This is a genomic window from Pseudothioclava nitratireducens, assembly GCF_029210495.1.
In the GTDB taxonomy this organism is placed as follows: Bacteria; Pseudomonadota; Alphaproteobacteria; order Rhodobacterales; family Rhodobacteraceae; genus Pseudothioclava; species Pseudothioclava nitratireducens.
Map to the genome: position 1 here is coordinate 17,003 of NZ_JARGDK010000011.1, position 15,365 is coordinate 32,367.

Genomic DNA, 15,365 nt, shown 5'->3' on the forward strand with positions numbered 1-15,365 from the left:
GGCCACGGCCTGCGGCAATTGCGAGCGCCACTTGACCCGCAGGCCGCTTCGGGCCAAACCGCGATCCATGGTGCCGCAAGAGAAACTCGAACAGATCCTGCAACGCTTCGAATTTCTCGAGGCGCAGTTGAGCGCGGGCGCCGATCCCTCCGAGATCGCGCGGATCAGCCGGGAATATTCCGAGCTGAAACCCGTGGTAACGGAAATCCATGCCTACCGGCAGGCGCAGGATGATCTGGCCGAGGCTGAGGGCTGGCTTTCGGACCCCGAGATGAAGGCGCTCGCCGAAGAGGAACTGCCCCGTCTCAAGGCCCGCATCCCCGAGATGGAACAGGCGCTCAGAATCGCGCTTTTGCCCAAGGACGCGGCGGACGCGCGGCCTGCGATCCTTGAAATTCGCCCCGGCACGGGGGGCGAGGAGGCCGCGTTGTTCGCGGGCGATCTGTTGCGGATGTATCAGCGCTATGCGGATACGAAGGGCTGGCGCTTCGAGTTGATGGATCTCAGCGAAACCGAGCTGGGCGGGGTCAAGGAGGCGGTTGCGCGGATCGAGGGCGAGGGGGTCTTTGCCCGTCTCAAATACGAATCCGGCGTTCACCGCGTCCAGCGCGTTCCCGAGACCGAGGCGGGCGGGCGTATTCACACGTCCGCAGCGACCGTGGCGGTTCTGCCCGAGGCAGAAGAGGTCGATATCGACATTCCGGCGAGCGATATCCGTATCGACACCATGCGCAGCTCGGGCGCGGGCGGGCAGCACGTCAACACCACCGACTCGGCGGTGCGGATCACCCACCTGCCGACCGGGATTGTGGTGACCTCATCCGAGAAATCCCAGCACCAGAACCGCGCCAACGCGATGGCCGTGCTGCGAGCGCGGCTTTACGAGATGGAGCGCGACCGCGCGGCCAAGGAACGCGCCGACAGCCGCAAGTCGCAGGTCGGTTCGGGCGACCGCTCGGAGCGCATCCGCACCTACAACTTCCCGCAAGGCCGGATGACCGATCACCGGATCAACCTGACGCTTTATGCGCTCGGTCAGATCGTGAATGGCGATCTCGACGAGGTGATCGACGCACTGATCGCCGACGATCAGGCGAGCAAACTGGCGGAGATGGGCGCGTGAGCCGGGCGCAGGACGCGCTTCGGGCAGGGATTGCACGTCTGACCGAGGCGGGGCTGGCGGACGCCCCCCGCGATGCGCGCAGGCTTTTGGCGCATGCCTTGGGTGTGGCGCCAGAGCGGTTGACCGTGGTGCTGCACGATCCGATTGCGCCCGACCAGCAGGCGGCGTTTGACGCAGGAATTGCCGCCCGCGCCGCCCGCCAGCCGGTGTCGCAGATCATCGGCAGCCGGCTCTTCTGGGGGCTTGAGTTCCGCGTCACCCGGGACACGCTCGACCCGCGCCCCGAGACGGAAATCCTTGTCGAGGCGGCGCTCGAACAGCCGTTCCTGAAACTTCTGGACCTCGGCACCGGGACCGGCTGCATCCTGCTGTCGCTGCTGAAAGCCATGCCCTTTGCCACAGGGCTTGGCACCGATCTGTCGGAGGCCGCGCTCGCGGTGGCCCAAGACAATGCGGACAGGTTGGGCCTTGCTGCGCGCGCCCAATTCCGCCGCTCAGACTGGTTTGCGCAAGTGCCGGGGCGCTTTGATCTGATCGTGTCGAACCCACCTTATATCGCAGCCGATGAAATGGCCGGGCTCGACCCAGATGTGCGCGACTGGGAGCCCCATGCCGCGCTGACCCCCGGCGGGGATGGGCTTGATCCCTACCGCGCGATTGCCCTGGGCGCGTTCTCGCGGCTGATGCCGGGCGGGCGTATCCTGCTGGAGATCGGTCCAACCCAGGGTGAGGCGGTCTCGGCGTTTCTTGCCGCGCAGGGCTTCGAGGGTATCGCGGTCCGCAAGGATTGGGATGGGCGCGACCGTGTGGTCATGGCGCAAAAGCCCGATGACGGCACCGGCTGTGGCTGCGCCTGAGGCAAAATCGTCGCAATCGCGCGGGTTTTCCGGGTTTTCCACTGAAAAATGCGCGTCAGATCGCCCAAAACCCGCCGTCGCCGCAGATTCCGACTTGCGCACCCCCCTCTGACATGTTTACTCAACCCAGTGCCGGGCGGAGTTGTATCCCCCGCACGATTTAGCTTCACACTGCGGGTTCAGGGTTTCGGCGCAAATCTCGCGCAACAGACCGACCGCATGGCCACACAATCATAGGCCAGACCTCAGCAAGCCCGCCCAAGGGCCAGTAGACACGAAAGCTCATGAGATCATCGAAATCCCGTTCGCGTTCCAAGTCGAACCGTCAACGCTCGGTCGGTAACATCGTCAACCGTGTGTTCGACAGTTCCGGCCCCGAGGGCAAGGTGCGCGGCACGCCGCAGCAGATCATCGACAAATACCTGACGCTTGCGCGGGATGCGCAGCTCTCGAACGACCGCGTGGCCGAGCAGAACTTCCTCCAGCACGCCGAGCACTACACCCGCCTTCTGGGCGAGGCGCAGCGCGAAATGGCACGTGAGCAAGAGGAGCGTCAGCGCCAGCAACAGGCCCGTCAGGAGAACCGTCACGACGGCAACGGCAATGGCAACGGTCAGGACCAGCCGCAGGACCAGCCCGAAGTTGTCGCCGAGACCGTAGCTTCTGACGCCGAGCCGGAGGGCTCGACTCTCGTCGAGACGCCCGAAAGCAAGGCCGAATCGCACCAAGAGGGGCAGGCGCCGAAAAAGGCCAGCCGCCCGCGCCGTGGCCCGCGCAAGCCGCGCGCCGAGAAAAGCTCGGGCGAGGCCAGCGAACCGGCTGCCGCACCGGACACCGGCACGGACGGCTAAAGCCAAAGCGAAATTGTCCATAGAACCGCGCCCCATCGGCGCGGTTTTTCATTTCGCGCGGGCGGCCTCGACGATCCGCGCCAGCGTGCAGAATTGCTCGAGGCTGACCCGCTCGGCCCGCTCGGTGGGCGCGATGCCCGCCTCTTCGAGCAGAGCTTCGATCTGCGGCGATACTCCCTTGAGCGAGGCGCGCAGCATCTTGCGACGCTGATTGAACCCGGCCGCGACCACCTCCGAGAGGATCTTTGCATCCGCCGGATAGCGCGGCGCGGGCAGGGCACGAAGATGCACCACCGCCGAATGCACCTTGGGCGCGGGGGTAAAGGCTTCGGGCGGCAGGACCATCACGATCCTGGCCTCGGCGCGCCACTGCGCGAGCAGCGCGAGCCGCCCGTAATGCTTGCTGCCCGGCTTCGCCACGATCCGCTCGGCCACTTCCTTCTGGAACATCAGCGTGAGGCTCTCCCAGAAGGGTGGCCAGTCGCGCGGCGTGAGCCAGCGGACCAGAAGCTCGGTGCCGACATTATAGGGCAGATTGGCGGCGATCTTGATCGGCGGCGTCAGATGCGCGGCCACATCAACCTCCAGCGCATCGCCATTGATCACCTCAAGCCGCCCCGGATAATGCGCGGCAATCTCGGCCAACGCGGGGAGACAGCGCGCGTCCTTCTCGACCGCGAGGACCTTGCGCGCGCCCTCGGCCAAGAGACCGCGCGTGAGGCCACCCGGCCCCGGCCCGACCTCGAGCACGTCACACCCCGTCAGATCCCCCGCCGCGCGGGCGATCTTGGCGGTCAGGTTGAGATCGAGCAGAAAATTCTGGCCAAGCTGCTTCTTTGCGACCAGCTCGTGCTCGCGGATCACTTCGCGCAAAGGGGGGAGCCCGTCGATGGCCGCCATGCTGCTTCGTCCTCTTTTCCAATTGCCCGAAATATCCTCGGGGGTCCGGGGGCAGACAGCCCCCGGCGCGTGGGGTCGGCGCCGCGAAGCGAAAGGGGCTCTGCCCCTCGGCCTGCGGCCTCACCCCGGGATATTTGACGCGATTGGAAAGGGCAAGCGGGGCGGGCGGGCGATCAGGCCGTGCGCGCGGCGCCCATCCGGGCAGCCATTTCAAGAGCGGCGATGAGGCTGGCAGGGTTCGCGATGCCACGCCCAGCGATGTCGAAGGCGGTGCCGTGATCGGGCGAGGTGCGTACGAAGGGCAGGCCGAGCGTCACATTCACCCCCTGATCGAAGGCGAGTGTCTTGATCGGGATCAGCGCCTGATCGTGATAGGCACAGATGGCGGCGTCGTAGCGCGCCCGCGCGCTGGCATGGAACATCGTGTCGGCGGGCAGGGGGCCGGTCACGGCATACCCCTCGGCGCGCAGGCCGGAGATCGTGTCCTCCATCCAGTCGATCTCTTCGCGCCCCATCGCGCCGCCTTCGCCCGCATGCGGATTAAGGCCGGCCACAGCGATGCGCGGGTTCTCGATGCCGAAATCGCGGCGCAGCCCGTCTGCGGTGATCCGCACGGTGTCGCGCAGAAGCGCGGGCGTAAAGGCCCGTGGTACATCGGAAAGCGCGATATGGATCGTCGCGGGGACGACGCGCAGCGTATCGCAGGCCAGCATCATCACCACATCGGCGCCGCCCGCGAGATGGGCAAGGTATTCCGTATGGCCGGGGAACGCGAAGCCCGCGCCATCCTTCAGCACCTTCTTGTTGATCGGCGCGGTGCAAAGCGCCGCCCCCTCGCCACGCATCACCAGATCGACGCCGCGTGCGATCACGTCGATCACGGCGCGGGCATTGGCCGGGTGCGGCTCGCCCGGACGGGCAGCCTCGGGGAAGTCATGCACCAGGACCGGGAGCGCGCGCCCCGCATGGCTGAGTGCCTCGGAAGGGTGACTGATCTCGCGCATCTTCGTGCCGCGCGGCAGATGCGCCGGATCGCCGATCCAGACGAAGGGGAGGCGCGCGCCGAGCGCCTCATGCGCCTTGGCGGCAATTTCAGGGCCAATGCCCGAAGGATCACCGCAGCTCAGCAGGACGGGGCGGTCAGGCAGGGTGCTCATGGCGTGGTGATGACGGCTTTCGACATCTCGTCGGCGAAGAAGCTCTCGGCGTAGCCCGCAAGGCGCTCGGTCGTGAGCCGCTCGCGCACCTCGTCCCGGCTCGGCGCGGTATCCTCTTCGCCCAGAACCCGCTGGCGGGCGCATAGCATCACCAGCACGTCATTGGCGCCGCGCGTCATCAGTTTGGTTTCGCCAATATCCATCGAGGCCAGAGCCACCGCGATATCCTGCGGGATTGCGCTTTGGGGCTGGCTTTCGACGATGAGCCGCTCGGGCGGCAAGCCATCGGCCACACCATAGAGATCGTTGCAGCGATCCACCCGGTCGGCGACGCGGACGGCTTCGGTCAGCGTTGCCTTCTGGCCACTCGGACCGACGATGAATTCCATGTAGTCGAGTTGCTGCGGGGCCTCGTCATAGCTGCCGCCATCCGAAATCGCGCGCAGCATGAACACGGCCACCGCATTCGGGAGCGTGAGCGGCTGGCTCGCCTGACCCGGCGCGAGGCCGAGAATGATCGGGCGCAGCGCGGGGGGCAGGTTCTCGAGCGGCATCCAGTCGAGCCGCCCGCCGCGCCCGCGCGAGGGCGTGGCCGAGACCCGCCGCGCCTTGGCGGCAAAGGCATCCTCGCCGCGCAGGGCCGAGGCTTCGCGCGCAATCGCCATCGCGCGGTCTTCCTGACCGGGCGGGGCGGGGATGATGATTTCCGAGATCAGCACCCGCGTGCCCTGACCGCGTTCGGATTCCGGCATCATCGCGCGGTCGATCTCGGCCTCGGTGATGGTGATGCGGCCTGCGTATTTCTCGCGCACGACCGCGCGCCACGCCATGCCAGCACGAATGAAATCGCGGAAGGTTTGCGACTCGACCCCGGCCTGAGCGAGGGCCTCGATGAATTGCTCGGGTGCCATATTGGCGCGGCCCGCAAACTCGGCCATGCCTTCCTGAAGCCCGTCTTCGGAGACACGAATACCCATCGAGTCCGCGATCGAGAGCCGCAGCCGATCCTCGATCAGCGCCTTCTCGGCCTCGACCCGCAGGTCACCCGGCGCGCGCAAGAGCTGCATGAAGCGCATCCGCTGGCTCAGTTCGAACCCGGTGATGCCCTTGCCATTCACCGTGACGACCGGTGCGAAAGGATTGCCCTCGAAGCCGCTCTGCGCCTCGGCCGCGCCACGCGGCAGCGCCAATGCGATCAGCAGGGTCAGGAGGGTGAGAAGTCGCGTCATAATCGTCATCCGTGCTCGTCTCTTCGTCTGCGGGGACTGTCAGCCTAGCGGCCGCAGACCCGTCTCGTCGCGTTGCGGGCGCCCGAGTTACCACCGAAACCGGCCAGTTCCACGGACACGCCGAAATCCGTCTCGGGCTTCACACTAGAGGAGGAAGTGAAGCGGCGCGAGAGGGAAAGATCCACCGTCACGCATTCATTGGCGTATTGCAGGCCAAGTTTTGCGCGGCTGGCGCGATTGTCGGTCAGATCGTAGCGGGTGCCAAAGCTGCCCGACCAGCCTTCGGCCCATCTCCAGCTCGTGTCGAACATGAGTTCCGAGGTGTCGAGCGGGCGGCCCTCGGCGAGGTTGCTTTCCATCCACAGATAGCCGGTCTCGATGCTCAGGCGCTCGCCGGCATAGGCAAGGCGCAGCTCGTCACGGGTGAAGTTGAAACTGTCGTCAAAAAGCGCCCGGTTCGAGAGTGTCAGACCGTTGGCGGTATTGAGATGCGTGGCCAGCAGCCAGTTCGAGCGCGTCCCCGACAGGCCCGACCCCGTCGGGAACTGCCCCAGATCCTCGGCATGGATCACCCGGCCCGCGGTCACACCAAGGCTCCAGCCCGCCGCGTCATGGCGGGTCCAGCTCAGGCCGAGATTGGCGCGCAGACCGCGTTCGCGGGCGTCGCCGCCGGGGAAGCGCGAGAAGGAGAACAGGTTGCCCTCGTCGAATTCGGTGAGCAGGCTGTCCTCGTTCGGGGCGTCCTTGAGCGTGTCGCGGCTCCAGATCAGTTGCGCGACAGGCTCGATCACATGGGCCGCACGCCCGGTGGTCTGAACCCAGGGCCAGCGCAGTTCCACACCGAACGAGGGCAGGGCGCGCAGCGTGGTGTCGTCATAGGCCGGGTCCGAGCGCGTCTGGATCAGGTCAACCGCCAGTTCTGCCTGTGCGGTGGCGAGAATCCCCCCCGAAAGCAGCCAGTTGCGCCGCCAGTCCGCCACCATGGAGGCGCGCAGCATATCGCGCCCATCGGGCACCAGATCGTCATCGAGCCCATCGGTCGAGAGCGTCGAGGCGCGGGCGGCGGCATTGACCTGCCAGTCGAGCACCAGTTCTCCGCCAAGCGCCGCCGGGCGCAAGACCTGCACCCATTGCGCGGTGCCGCCCAGCATCGGGCTTGTGGAATTGCTCTCGCCCTCGCGGATCGAGTGGGTATTGCCCAGCCGCGCCCAGATCAGTTCGGCGTCGCGGATGCGTTCGAGTTCAATCCCGGACCAGAGCCGGTCCTCGTCGGAAATGTCGTAGTTGAGCAGGTAGGAGGGGTCCGAAACCAGACGCAGATCCACGCCCAGCCGATAGTCGCCCGGCAGCACGGCATTCAGGTCGCCGAAGAAATAGCCCCGCGTCTCGCCCTCACGGATCGAGTCGCGGGTCAGCGCGCCGTTCAGCTCCAGCGCTCCCCAGTCGAACGCCCGCCGGTAGCGCGCATCGAGCGTGGCGGTCTTGCCGGTCGAAAGATAGGGCGTCAGCGTCAGGTCCGCGCTCTCGCCCAGCGTCAGGAAATAGGGCAGCTTGATCCCCGGTCCCAGAAGCGAGGTCGTGCGGAAGCGCGGCTGCAACAGCCCGCTCATGCGCTCGACGGTCGGGTCGGGCATCCGCAGATGCGGCAGATAGAGCAGCGGCACGCCCATCGCGCGGAACTGCGCGCCCTCGAACATGAGTTGCCGCGTGTCGGCATCATGGATCACCCGCCGCGCGCGGATTTCCCACAAGGGCGTCGGGTCGGTCACGCAAATCTCGCAAGACGAGGCGACAACCTGCGTGAGCGTGGTGATGCGCCCCTCCTGCCGTTCGATCCGCGCGGCGGCCAGTTGCAATTCGCGTGCCATCACCAGCCGCGCCCCGGTGAGCAGCCCGTTTTGCAGATCGCGCGACAGCTCGGCCTGATCGGCGATCAGAAGAGTGCCTGCGCCTTCGCCTTCCTCAAGCCGGATCGGTCCCTCGATCCGCAGGCTCTCGGTTGCGGCGTCATAGACGACCCGCTGAGCGGTGAGTTTCGAAGCCCCGTAATAGACCTCGATATTGCCCTCGGCGATCAACTGGTTCTGCCCGGTCAATATGACCCGATCCGCCAAGAGCGTGGCCGCGCCGTTGTCCTGCGCATCGACACTGCCGGGGGCGGCGAGCGTCAACAACGCCCCGAGCACAAGCGCCGCGGCGGTTTTGGGAGGCTTCGGCAAGGTGAGCAGGGGCCGCATCAGCCGTCCTCCAGATGCAAGAGCAGTGCAAGCGGCAGGATCAGCCCGATCAGTGGCGGCGCCCAGGCCGCGAGGACCACCGGAATCTGTCCGTTCTCGCCCAGAACCTGCGCCACGTTGCGCAGGAAGAATACCCCAAGCCCGCCCGCAAAGGCCAGCAGCACCAGCTTGCCGGTCCCGCCCGCGCGAATATGGCGCATGGTGAAGCCGGCTGCCACCAGAACCATCGCCGCCAAGAGCAACGGCAGCGCCAGTTCGCGTTGGAACCAGACCATATGCCTGCGCGCCGAGAAGCCCGCATTTTCAAGAGCCGCAATGAAGCTGGGCAATTCCCAGAGCGGCACATCGGCGGGCTCACCGAAACTGTCGCGGATGCGCTGCGCGGTCAGGTCCGAGGGCAGGCGCATCTCGCGCGCCGAAGCCGCGTCGCGCTCGGGGTTGGTCGAGGCCGCGAGGTTCCACTCCTTCGCGTCGCGCAACAGCCACGCGCCGGGCTCCAGCACGGCCTCGGCGGCGGCGATGCGCCGGATCGGCCCGCGCCCCGGCTCGAACATCAGGAATGTCACGTCGAACAATTGGGTCGCATCGAGATTGGCGCGCACGGCATGGATCACCGCCTGCGTCTGCACGGTATCCTCCTCCGTCAGCCCCGCGCTTTGGCGCATCCAGACGCCCTCCCGCCCGATCGAGACAGTTTCGCCGCCCGCCGTCGCCCGGTAACGATTGGCCAGCAGGTCATAGCGGTTCGAGGTCGCCGAGACGATCGGATTGCCCGCCGCCACCGCGATCACCCCGAGCAAAAGCGCCACCGTCACCGGCGCCATCAGCATCCGCAGCGCCGAACGCCCCGCCGCGCGGATGACCACCAGTTCCGACGACCGCGCCAGCCCCACGAACAGCACCACCGCCGCCAGCACCGTGATCAGCGGCAGGATATTGTAGAAAGCACTCGGCACCTTGAGCGCCGACAGCTCGGCCAACTCTCCAAGGCTCAGCCCCTTGTCGCCAAAGCGGCGCGCGTCCTCGGCGAGGTTGATCAGGAACAGGATGCCGAAGAACGACCCTGCGACGATGCCGAACGCGCGCAGAAAGCGCCGCGCGATATAGAGAGACAGGATCATGCGCCAGCCTCCGCAATCCGGGCCCTGCGTGGCGGTTTCAGACGGCGCGGGCGGCCGGCCAGCCAGGTCACCGCAATCGCAAAGAGAATGCCGGCCAGCGGGGCGACGTAGTGCAGCGGCCAGCGCGTGGGATCGGCGCTCACCGCACTGCCTGCGCTTGTGGCGATGATATTGAGCACGATCAGCGCCACCACCGCGACCCCGATCTGCCGCCACAACCCAAAGCGCGAAAATGACCCCAGCATCAGCAGCGAGAACCCGATCAGCACCGCCGCGGGCGCGAGCATGGGCTGGGCAAAGCGCTCGTGCAGGGCCGCGCGGATCTGCGCATCCGTGGTGCCGGTCAGGGTGCGGATCGCGGGATCGGCGGAAAGAAGATAGGGCGTCGGCACCTCGTCCACCGCCCGCAGACCGCCATCCGCGGGCGAGATGAGCGCGCCGATATCATAGGTGAAGCTGGAGAACCGGGTGATCGAAAGCGCCATATCCGCGCTGCGCAACGTCTGCGCCATGCCGTCGAACATCACCAGCTTCGGCCCGGTCTCGGATTTCACGATCAGCGCGCGCTCGGCAGTGTAATTCGTGCGCCGTGCGGCCGAGCGGCGGTCAGACAGGAACAGGTCCTTCAGCTCGCCCAGTTCGGTGATCTCACGGATGTAGATCGTCACGCCGCTGATCGGGTGCTGGAAACTGCCCTCGGTCAGAAAGCGGGCGGTGACGTTCTCCGATAGCTCCGCCTGCCGGTCGGCGAGCCGCGCGCGCGAGGCGGGCACGAGGAAATGCACGAGCGCCGACATCATCAGCGCCACGATCAGCCCCATCGACAGCGTCGCCACCGACAACCGCCACGGAGAGACTCCGAGCGCCTTCATCACCACGAATTCCGAATCCTGACTGAGCCGGTTGATCGCCGTGACCGTGGCCGCGAAAGCTGCCACCGGCAGCACCGCCCGGATCACGTTGGGCAGCGTCAGCGCGGTGAATTCCAGCACGACCCATGCCGTCTGGCCATCCGAAATGAGCCGGTCGAACAGCTGCACCGCCCGGTTCATCCAATAGACCGACACCAGCACCAGTGCGAAAAAGCCGAAAAGCACCATGAACTGGGACAGCAAATATCTGTCGAGCTGCTTCAAAACCCGTGCATCCCCCCGGATGTTTTTTCCTCTCTAGCGCGTCCGGCCGGTCGGGAAAAGGCCGCCCTGAGCCTGCTTTTCATTTTTGCGCGCCACCGCTAGTCTTTGGCCGAAATCCGCCCGCCCGCCGCATCGCGCGCCGGGGCAGGCCAGACCGGAGAGACGCATGACCCATCCCGTTGCCATTCATTTCCGCGAAACCGATCTTGGCGCACTTGACGCCCGCACGGGGCGCATCGCCCTTGTGGTTGCCCCCGAGGGCAAGCTGAGCCCCGCAGGTCGCAAACTTGACCGGCTGATGCGCGGGGCGCTGGTCCGTGCGATTGCCTCGGAGACGTTCGGCAAGCTGAAATCGGGCGACGCGATGGAACTGGGCTGGCCCGCGGGCCTGTCGGCTGAAGCGGTGCAGATCCTCAAGCTCGACCGCAAGGCCACGCAGGCCGATGCCCGCAAGGCCGGGGCTGCGGTGGGCAAAGCGCTTGGTGAAGCCGGGGCGCTGATCCTTGCGGAAAACCACCCGCGTGCCGCCGAAATCGCCTTTGGTGTCGCGCTGCGGGCCTATCGGTTCGATTATCATTCCGAAGAGAAAAAACCCTTCGGCGCGGTTGACGTGATGGTCTCCAAACCCGAGCAGGTCGCGGCCAAGGCCGGTCCGCATGCCGCGCTGGCCGAGGGCGTGTTCTTCACCCGTGACCTTGTGAACGAACCGGCCAACATCCTGACCACCGACGATTTCGCGGCCCGTCTGGCGGCGATGCAGGAGCTTGGCCTCGATGTGGAAATCCTCGAGGAGGAACAGCTTGAAGCGCTTGGCATGCGCGCGCTTCTGGGCGTGGGGCAGGGCTCGGAGAGCCCCTCCAAGGTCGTGGTGATGCAATGGAACGGCGGCGCCAAAGGCGAGGCGCCGCTGGCGCTTGTCGGCAAGGGCGTGGTGTTCGACACCGGCGGCATCTCGATCAAACCGGCGGCGGGCATGGAAGAGATGACCATGGATATGGGCGGCGCAGGCACGGTCGCGGGCGTCATGCGCACGCTCGCGCTGCGCAAGGCCAAGGCCAATGTCGTGGGCCTCGTGGGGCTGGTCGAGAACATGCCCGACGGGCGCGCGCAACGCCCCGGTGACATCGTCAAATCCATGAAGGGCGACACGATCGAGGTGATCAACACCGATGCCGAAGGCCGCCTCGTGCTGGCCGATGTGCTTTGGTATGCGCAAGAGCGGTTCGAGCCGAAAGCGATGATCAACCTTGCCACACTCACGGGCGCGATCATCGTGGCGCTCGGCCATGAGAATGCGGGCCTTTTCGCCAATGACGACGATCTTGTGCACGATATCCTCAAGGCCGCGAAGGCCGAGGGCGAGGGCGCGTGGCATATGCCGCTGCAACCCGCCTATGATCCGCTGATCAAGTCGCGTCTGGCCGATATCAAGAACACCGGCGGGCGTTGGGCGGGCTCGATCACCGCCGCCGCGTTCCTGAAGAAATTCGTCAAGGACGAGGTGCCGTGGTGCCATATCGACATCGCGGGCGTGGCCCTGCCGCCCTCGGAAACCGCGCTTGCCCCCAAAGGCGCGACCGGTTGGGGCGTGATGACGCTGGACCGTCTGATCCGCGACAAGTTCGAGGCGTAACCCGTTGGGCGCGGCCAATTTTTACCACATCACCGAGTCGCCCGTAGAGGAGGTTGTCCGCAACCTCCTCTCGCGCGCCCACGCGCAGGGCTGGCGGGTCGAGATGCGGGGCCGCGATGCCGGACGGATGGACTGGTTCGATCAGCGGCTCTGGGGCGGCGGCGACAGTTTCCTGCCCCATGGTCGCGCGGGTGGCCCGCATGACGCGCTGCAACCGATCCTGCTCACCACCGCGCCAGGGACGGAGCCGGTGGAGGCGGTTCTGTCTGTCGACGGGGCGGAGGTCACGCCCGAGGAAATCGCCGCGCGCGAGCGGGTTTGGATTCTCTTCGACGGCCATGACCAAGCCGCCCTCCAACACGCCCGCACGCAATGGAAAGCCCTCACCGCCGCTGGCGCACAGGCCGCCTATTGGGCAGAAGAGGGCGGTCGTTGGGAGAAGAAAGCGGAAAGCGGACCCAAATGAGCCAGGTCGAGATCTGCAGCGGATATGCCGGGCGCGAAGCGGCCCTGTCAGAGCTGTTTCGGACGACCTTCACCGCATCCGAAGGGCCGCAGGAAGGGGCGCTCCTTGGCGATTTTGTGGCGGATCTGATGCGAGAGACACCGCCCGACGATGTGCGCGCCTTTTGCATGAGCGAGGCTGAGGCGCTTGTGGCGGGCGTGTTCTTCACGCCGCTGCGCTACGCGCAGGACGACCGGCAGGTGTGGCTGCTCTCGCCGATGGCAGTGCGCCCGGATCGCCAGGGTCAGGGGTTGGGGCAGCGCCTGATCCGCCATGCGCTCGACAGTTTGCACAAGGCAGGTGCCGACATCGTGCTCAGCTACGGCGATCCGGCCTTTTACGGGCGGGTCGGATTCGCGCCCGTGACCGCAGCGCAGGCCGCGCCGCCGCATCGGCTTTCGATGCCGCAGGGCTGGATCGGTCAGGCGCTTGGTGCCGTGTCCTTCACGCCGCTGACCGGAGAGGCACGCTGCGTCCCCGCCTTTGATCGTCCGGAGCTTTGGTAGCCCTCACCGCAGCCGCGAAGGCTCCAGCACCAGAACCGTAGGTTTGCGCGGCAGCGTGCGCAGCGAGACGATCACATCGCTCTGCAAGGGCCGCTCGACCTCGAATTCCGCCGCCATCCCGTCGAGGAATCGTTGCAGCGTGGGCTCTCCGAACCAGTGCATCGGGATCACGATGGAGCTGCGCAGGCGCTTGAGCATACGGATCATGGTCTCCTGATCGACCGTCATCGAGCCATCCACCGCAGCCATCACCACATCAAGCCGCCCAAGTGCCGCATATTGCGCGTCGTCCAGCTCGTGATGCAGATGGCCCAAATGCCCGATGCAAAGCCCCGCCACTTCGAACACGAAGATCGAGTTGCCGTTCTCCTCGACCCCGCCATAAGAGCGGATATCGGTCGTGACATTGCGGATCAGCATTTCGCCCAGATCGACGTAATGCTCGGCGGCGATGCCATATTGGTCGCTCCACCCCCGCAGCGCCTGCGCCCCTTCGGGCGGATCGGTCGTCCAATGGCTCGAATGGGCGTGGTTCATCGTCACGACATCGGGGGTGAAGCGCGAGCCGCCGACCCAGCCGTTGTAATCGGTAATCGCACTCAGCCCGCCCTCGGTCTGCAAGAGAAACATCGAATGGTCGATGTAATGAAGCCGCACCGAGTGCTCGGGCACCGGTTCGGTCCAGGAGGCCTTGTGCAGATAGGTGATGCCCGGCGCAGCATCGGCCATCGCTATGCAATGGCTCATCTGGCGGGTCTGTGCTTCGGCCCCGGTCCCGAAGACCAATACGGCAGCGGCAATGGCAAGCAGTCGGATCATGGCGGCTCCCCTTTTGACCAAGCCTAACCCGAGGTGAACGACGCGCGGCTCACTTCGCCGTGAGGCTGCGCTTTTCTTTGCGGGCGTTTGGGTCTATCAGCCCGTTGCACCCACAGGAGACCGCGATGAGCAGGTTTAGCTTCACCCTCAACGCCACCGATGGCGCGGCGCGCACCGGCGTCATCTCGACCCCGCGTGGGGAAATCCGCACGCCCGCCTTCATGCCCGTGGGGACGGCGGCGACCGTGAAGGCGATGATGCCGGAATCGGTGGCGGCGACCGGGGCGGATATTCTTTTGGGGAACACCTACCACCTGATGCTGCGCCCCACCGCCGAGCGGATCGCGCGGCTCGGCGGGCTGCACAAATTCATGAACTGGCAAAAGCCGATCCTCACCGATAGCGGCGGGTTTCAGGTCATGAGCCTCGCGAGCCTGCGCAAGCTGACCGAAGAGGGTGTGCGCTTCTCCTCGCATATCGACGGCTCGAAACACATGCTGTCGCCCGAGCGCTCGATGGAGATCCAGAAGCTTTTGGGCTCGGATATCGTGATGTGCTTCGACGAGTGCCCCGCGCTCCCTGCGACCGAGGAAGAGGTCGCCAAATCCATGCGGCTCTCGATGCGATGGGCGCAGCGCTCCAAGGACGCGTTCGGCGACCGCCCGGGCCATGCGCTCTTCGGGATCATGCAAGGCGGCGTGACGCCGGACCTGCGCGAAGAAAGCGCCAAGGCCCTGATCGAGATCGGATTTGACGGTTACGCAGTCGGCGGCCTCGCCGTGGGCGAGGGGCAAGAGGCGATGTTTGGCGTGCTCGACTACGCGCCGGGTTTCTTGCCCCAGGACAAGCCGCGCTACCTGATGGGCGTGGGCAAGCCCGACGATATCGTGGGCGCTGTTGAGCGCGGTATCGACATGATGGATTGTGTGCTGCCGTCGCGCTCGGGCCGGACCGGGCAGGCATGGACCCGGCGCGGTCAGGTCAACATCAAGAACGCCCGTCACGCAGACGACCCGCGCCCGCTGGACGAGCACTGCACCTGCCCGGCCTGCCGCAATTATTCCCGCGCCTATCTGCACCACGTCTTCCGCGCGCAGGAGATGATCTCGGGCATGCTACTGACCTGGCATAACCTGCATTACTATCAGGAACTGATGCAGGGCCTGCGGGATGCCATCGCAGCCGGGCAACTCTCGAAATTCGTGGCAGAATTCCACGCCATGCGCGCGATGGGCGATATCGAGCCTGTCTGAGCGTGCAAAAGGGGGCGCTGCCCCCTCTGGCGCTTCGC

At 66.1% G+C, this 15,365-nt stretch carries 14 protein-coding genes; 7 read left to right on the forward strand and 7 right to left on the reverse strand.

The genetic code is table 11. The features are described from left to right. Nucleotides 1-67 precede the first annotated feature (67 nt). The 3 genes from prfA to P0X85_RS12380 all read left to right on the forward strand — a co-directional run bounded on the left by prfA (nt 68) and on the right by P0X85_RS12380 (nt 2,831). Entirely contained in the window at nt 68-1,123 is a 1,056-nt protein-coding gene (prfA, locus tag P0X85_RS12370; RefSeq protein WP_275813944.1) for a peptide chain release factor 1, read from the forward strand. Next, nucleotides 1,120-1,980 (forward strand): peptide chain release factor N(5)-glutamine methyltransferase, encoded by an 861-nt coding sequence (gene prmC, locus P0X85_RS12375; protein ID WP_275813719.1) that lies wholly within the window; start codon nt 1,120-1,122, stop codon nt 1,978-1,980. Before prfA ends, prmC begins: the two co-directional genes overlap by 4 nt. Nucleotides 1,981-2,264: 284 nt before the next feature. After that, nucleotides 2,265-2,831 carry a DUF4167 domain-containing protein gene (locus P0X85_RS12380; protein WP_275813721.1) on the forward strand — a complete coding sequence of 189 codons (567 nt, stop codon included), beginning with the start codon at nt 2,265-2,267 and terminating at the stop codon, nt 2,829-2,831. Between the two features lie 48 nt (nt 2,832-2,879). On the opposite strand, the gene rsmA is transcribed toward P0X85_RS12380, so the two are convergent. From rsmA to lptF, 6 genes are all read right to left on the reverse strand, one after another. Then, nucleotides 2,880-3,731, reverse strand: coding sequence for a 16S rRNA (adenine(1518)-N(6)/adenine(1519)-N(6))-dimethyltransferase RsmA (rsmA, locus tag P0X85_RS12385; RefSeq protein WP_275813726.1), 852 nt, complete (start codon nt 3,729-3,731; stop codon nt 2,880-2,882). Between the two features lie 173 nt (nt 3,732-3,904). Further along, nucleotides 3,905-4,888, reverse strand: coding sequence for a 4-hydroxythreonine-4-phosphate dehydrogenase PdxA (gene pdxA, locus P0X85_RS12390; RefSeq protein WP_275813729.1), 984 nt, complete (start codon nt 4,886-4,888; stop codon nt 3,905-3,907). Beyond that, nucleotides 4,885-6,117 carry a peptidylprolyl isomerase gene (locus P0X85_RS12395; RefSeq protein ID WP_275813732.1) on the reverse strand — a complete coding sequence of 411 codons (1,233 nt, stop codon included), beginning with the start codon at nt 6,115-6,117 and terminating at the stop codon, nt 4,885-4,887. Before P0X85_RS12395 ends, pdxA begins: the two co-directional genes overlap by 4 nt. A gap of 44 nt (nt 6,118-6,161) precedes the next feature. After that, on the reverse strand, nt 6,162-8,354 hold the full coding sequence (locus P0X85_RS12400; protein ID WP_275813735.1) for an LPS-assembly protein LptD: 2,193 nt from the start codon (nt 8,352-8,354) through the stop codon (nt 6,162-6,164). Continuing rightward, nucleotides 8,354-9,475 (reverse strand): LPS export ABC transporter permease LptG, encoded by a 1,122-nt coding sequence (lptG, locus tag P0X85_RS12405; RefSeq protein WP_275813737.1) that lies wholly within the window; start codon nt 9,473-9,475, stop codon nt 8,354-8,356. The genes P0X85_RS12400 and lptG overlap by 1 nt, the downstream gene beginning before the upstream one ends. Further along, the gene (gene lptF, locus P0X85_RS12410; RefSeq protein ID WP_275813740.1) at nt 9,472-10,611 is read right to left on the reverse strand and encodes an LPS export ABC transporter permease LptF; all 1,140 of its coding nucleotides are present in this window, start codon (nt 10,609-10,611) and stop codon (nt 9,472-9,474) included. The genes lptG and lptF overlap by 4 nt, the downstream gene beginning before the upstream one ends. Nucleotides 10,612-10,777: 166 nt before the next feature. Between lptF and P0X85_RS12415 the strand changes: the two genes are divergently transcribed. From P0X85_RS12415 to P0X85_RS12425, 3 genes are read left to right on the forward strand one after another with little or no spacing between them, the layout of a single operon-like run. Beyond that, nucleotides 10,778-12,244, forward strand: a complete 1,467-nt coding sequence (locus tag P0X85_RS12415) for a leucyl aminopeptidase (RefSeq protein WP_275813743.1) — start codon at nt 10,778-10,780, stop codon at nt 12,242-12,244. A gap of 4 nt (nt 12,245-12,248) precedes the next feature. After that, the gene (locus P0X85_RS12420) at nt 12,249-12,710 is read left to right on the forward strand and encodes a DNA polymerase III subunit chi (protein WP_275813746.1); all 462 of its coding nucleotides are present in this window, start codon (nt 12,249-12,251) and stop codon (nt 12,708-12,710) included. Further along, nucleotides 12,707-13,255: a GNAT family N-acetyltransferase gene (locus P0X85_RS12425; RefSeq protein ID WP_275813749.1), complete on the forward strand. Its 549-nt coding sequence runs from the start codon at nt 12,707-12,709 to the stop codon at nt 13,253-13,255. Before P0X85_RS12420 ends, P0X85_RS12425 begins: the two co-directional genes overlap by 4 nt. 3 nt (nt 13,256-13,258) lie before the next feature. On the opposite strand, the gene P0X85_RS12430 is transcribed toward P0X85_RS12425, so the two are convergent. After that, on the reverse strand, nt 13,259-14,074 hold the full coding sequence (locus P0X85_RS12430) for an MBL fold metallo-hydrolase (protein ID WP_275813752.1): 816 nt from the start codon (nt 14,072-14,074) through the stop codon (nt 13,259-13,261). A gap of 125 nt (nt 14,075-14,199) precedes the next feature. Here P0X85_RS12430 and tgt point away from each other — a divergent pair, with 125 nt between their 5' ends. After that, a complete protein-coding gene (gene tgt / locus P0X85_RS12435) occupies nt 14,200-15,327 on the forward strand; it encodes a tRNA guanosine(34) transglycosylase Tgt (protein ID WP_275813755.1) in 1,128 nt (375 codons plus the stop codon). Nucleotides 15,328-15,365 lie beyond the last annotated feature (38 nt).

Coding starts and splice junctions, on each gene's coding strand:
- P0X85_RS12415 (WP_275813743.1), top strand. CDS start 10,778: ATGACCCATCCCGTTGCCATTCATTTCCGCGAAACCGATCTTGGCGCA.
- P0X85_RS12400 (WP_275813735.1), bottom strand. CDS start 8,354: ATGCGGCCCCTGCTCACCTTGCCGAAGCCTCCCAAAACCGCCGCGGCG.
- P0X85_RS12430 (WP_275813752.1), bottom strand. CDS start 14,074: ATGATCCGACTGCTTGCCATTGCCGCTGCCGTATTGGTCTTCGGGACC.
- P0X85_RS12380 (WP_275813721.1), top strand. CDS start 2,265: ATGAGATCATCGAAATCCCGTTCGCGTTCCAAGTCGAACCGTCAACGC.
- rsmA (WP_275813726.1), bottom strand. CDS start 3,731: ATGGCGGCCATCGACGGGCTCCCCCCTTTGCGCGAAGTGATCCGCGAG.
- P0X85_RS12395 (WP_275813732.1), bottom strand. CDS start 6,117: ATGACGCGACTTCTCACCCTCCTGACCCTGCTGATCGCATTGGCGCTG.
- P0X85_RS12425 (WP_275813749.1), top strand. CDS start 12,707: ATGAGCCAGGTCGAGATCTGCAGCGGATATGCCGGGCGCGAAGCGGCC.
- pdxA (WP_275813729.1), bottom strand. CDS start 4,888: ATGAGCACCCTGCCTGACCGCCCCGTCCTGCTGAGCTGCGGTGATCCT.
- prfA (WP_275813944.1), top strand. CDS start 68: ATGGTGCCGCAAGAGAAACTCGAACAGATCCTGCAACGCTTCGAATTT.
- tgt (WP_275813755.1), top strand. CDS start 14,200: ATGAGCAGGTTTAGCTTCACCCTCAACGCCACCGATGGCGCGGCGCGC.
- lptG (WP_275813737.1), bottom strand. CDS start 9,475: ATGATCCTGTCTCTCTATATCGCGCGGCGCTTTCTGCGCGCGTTCGGC.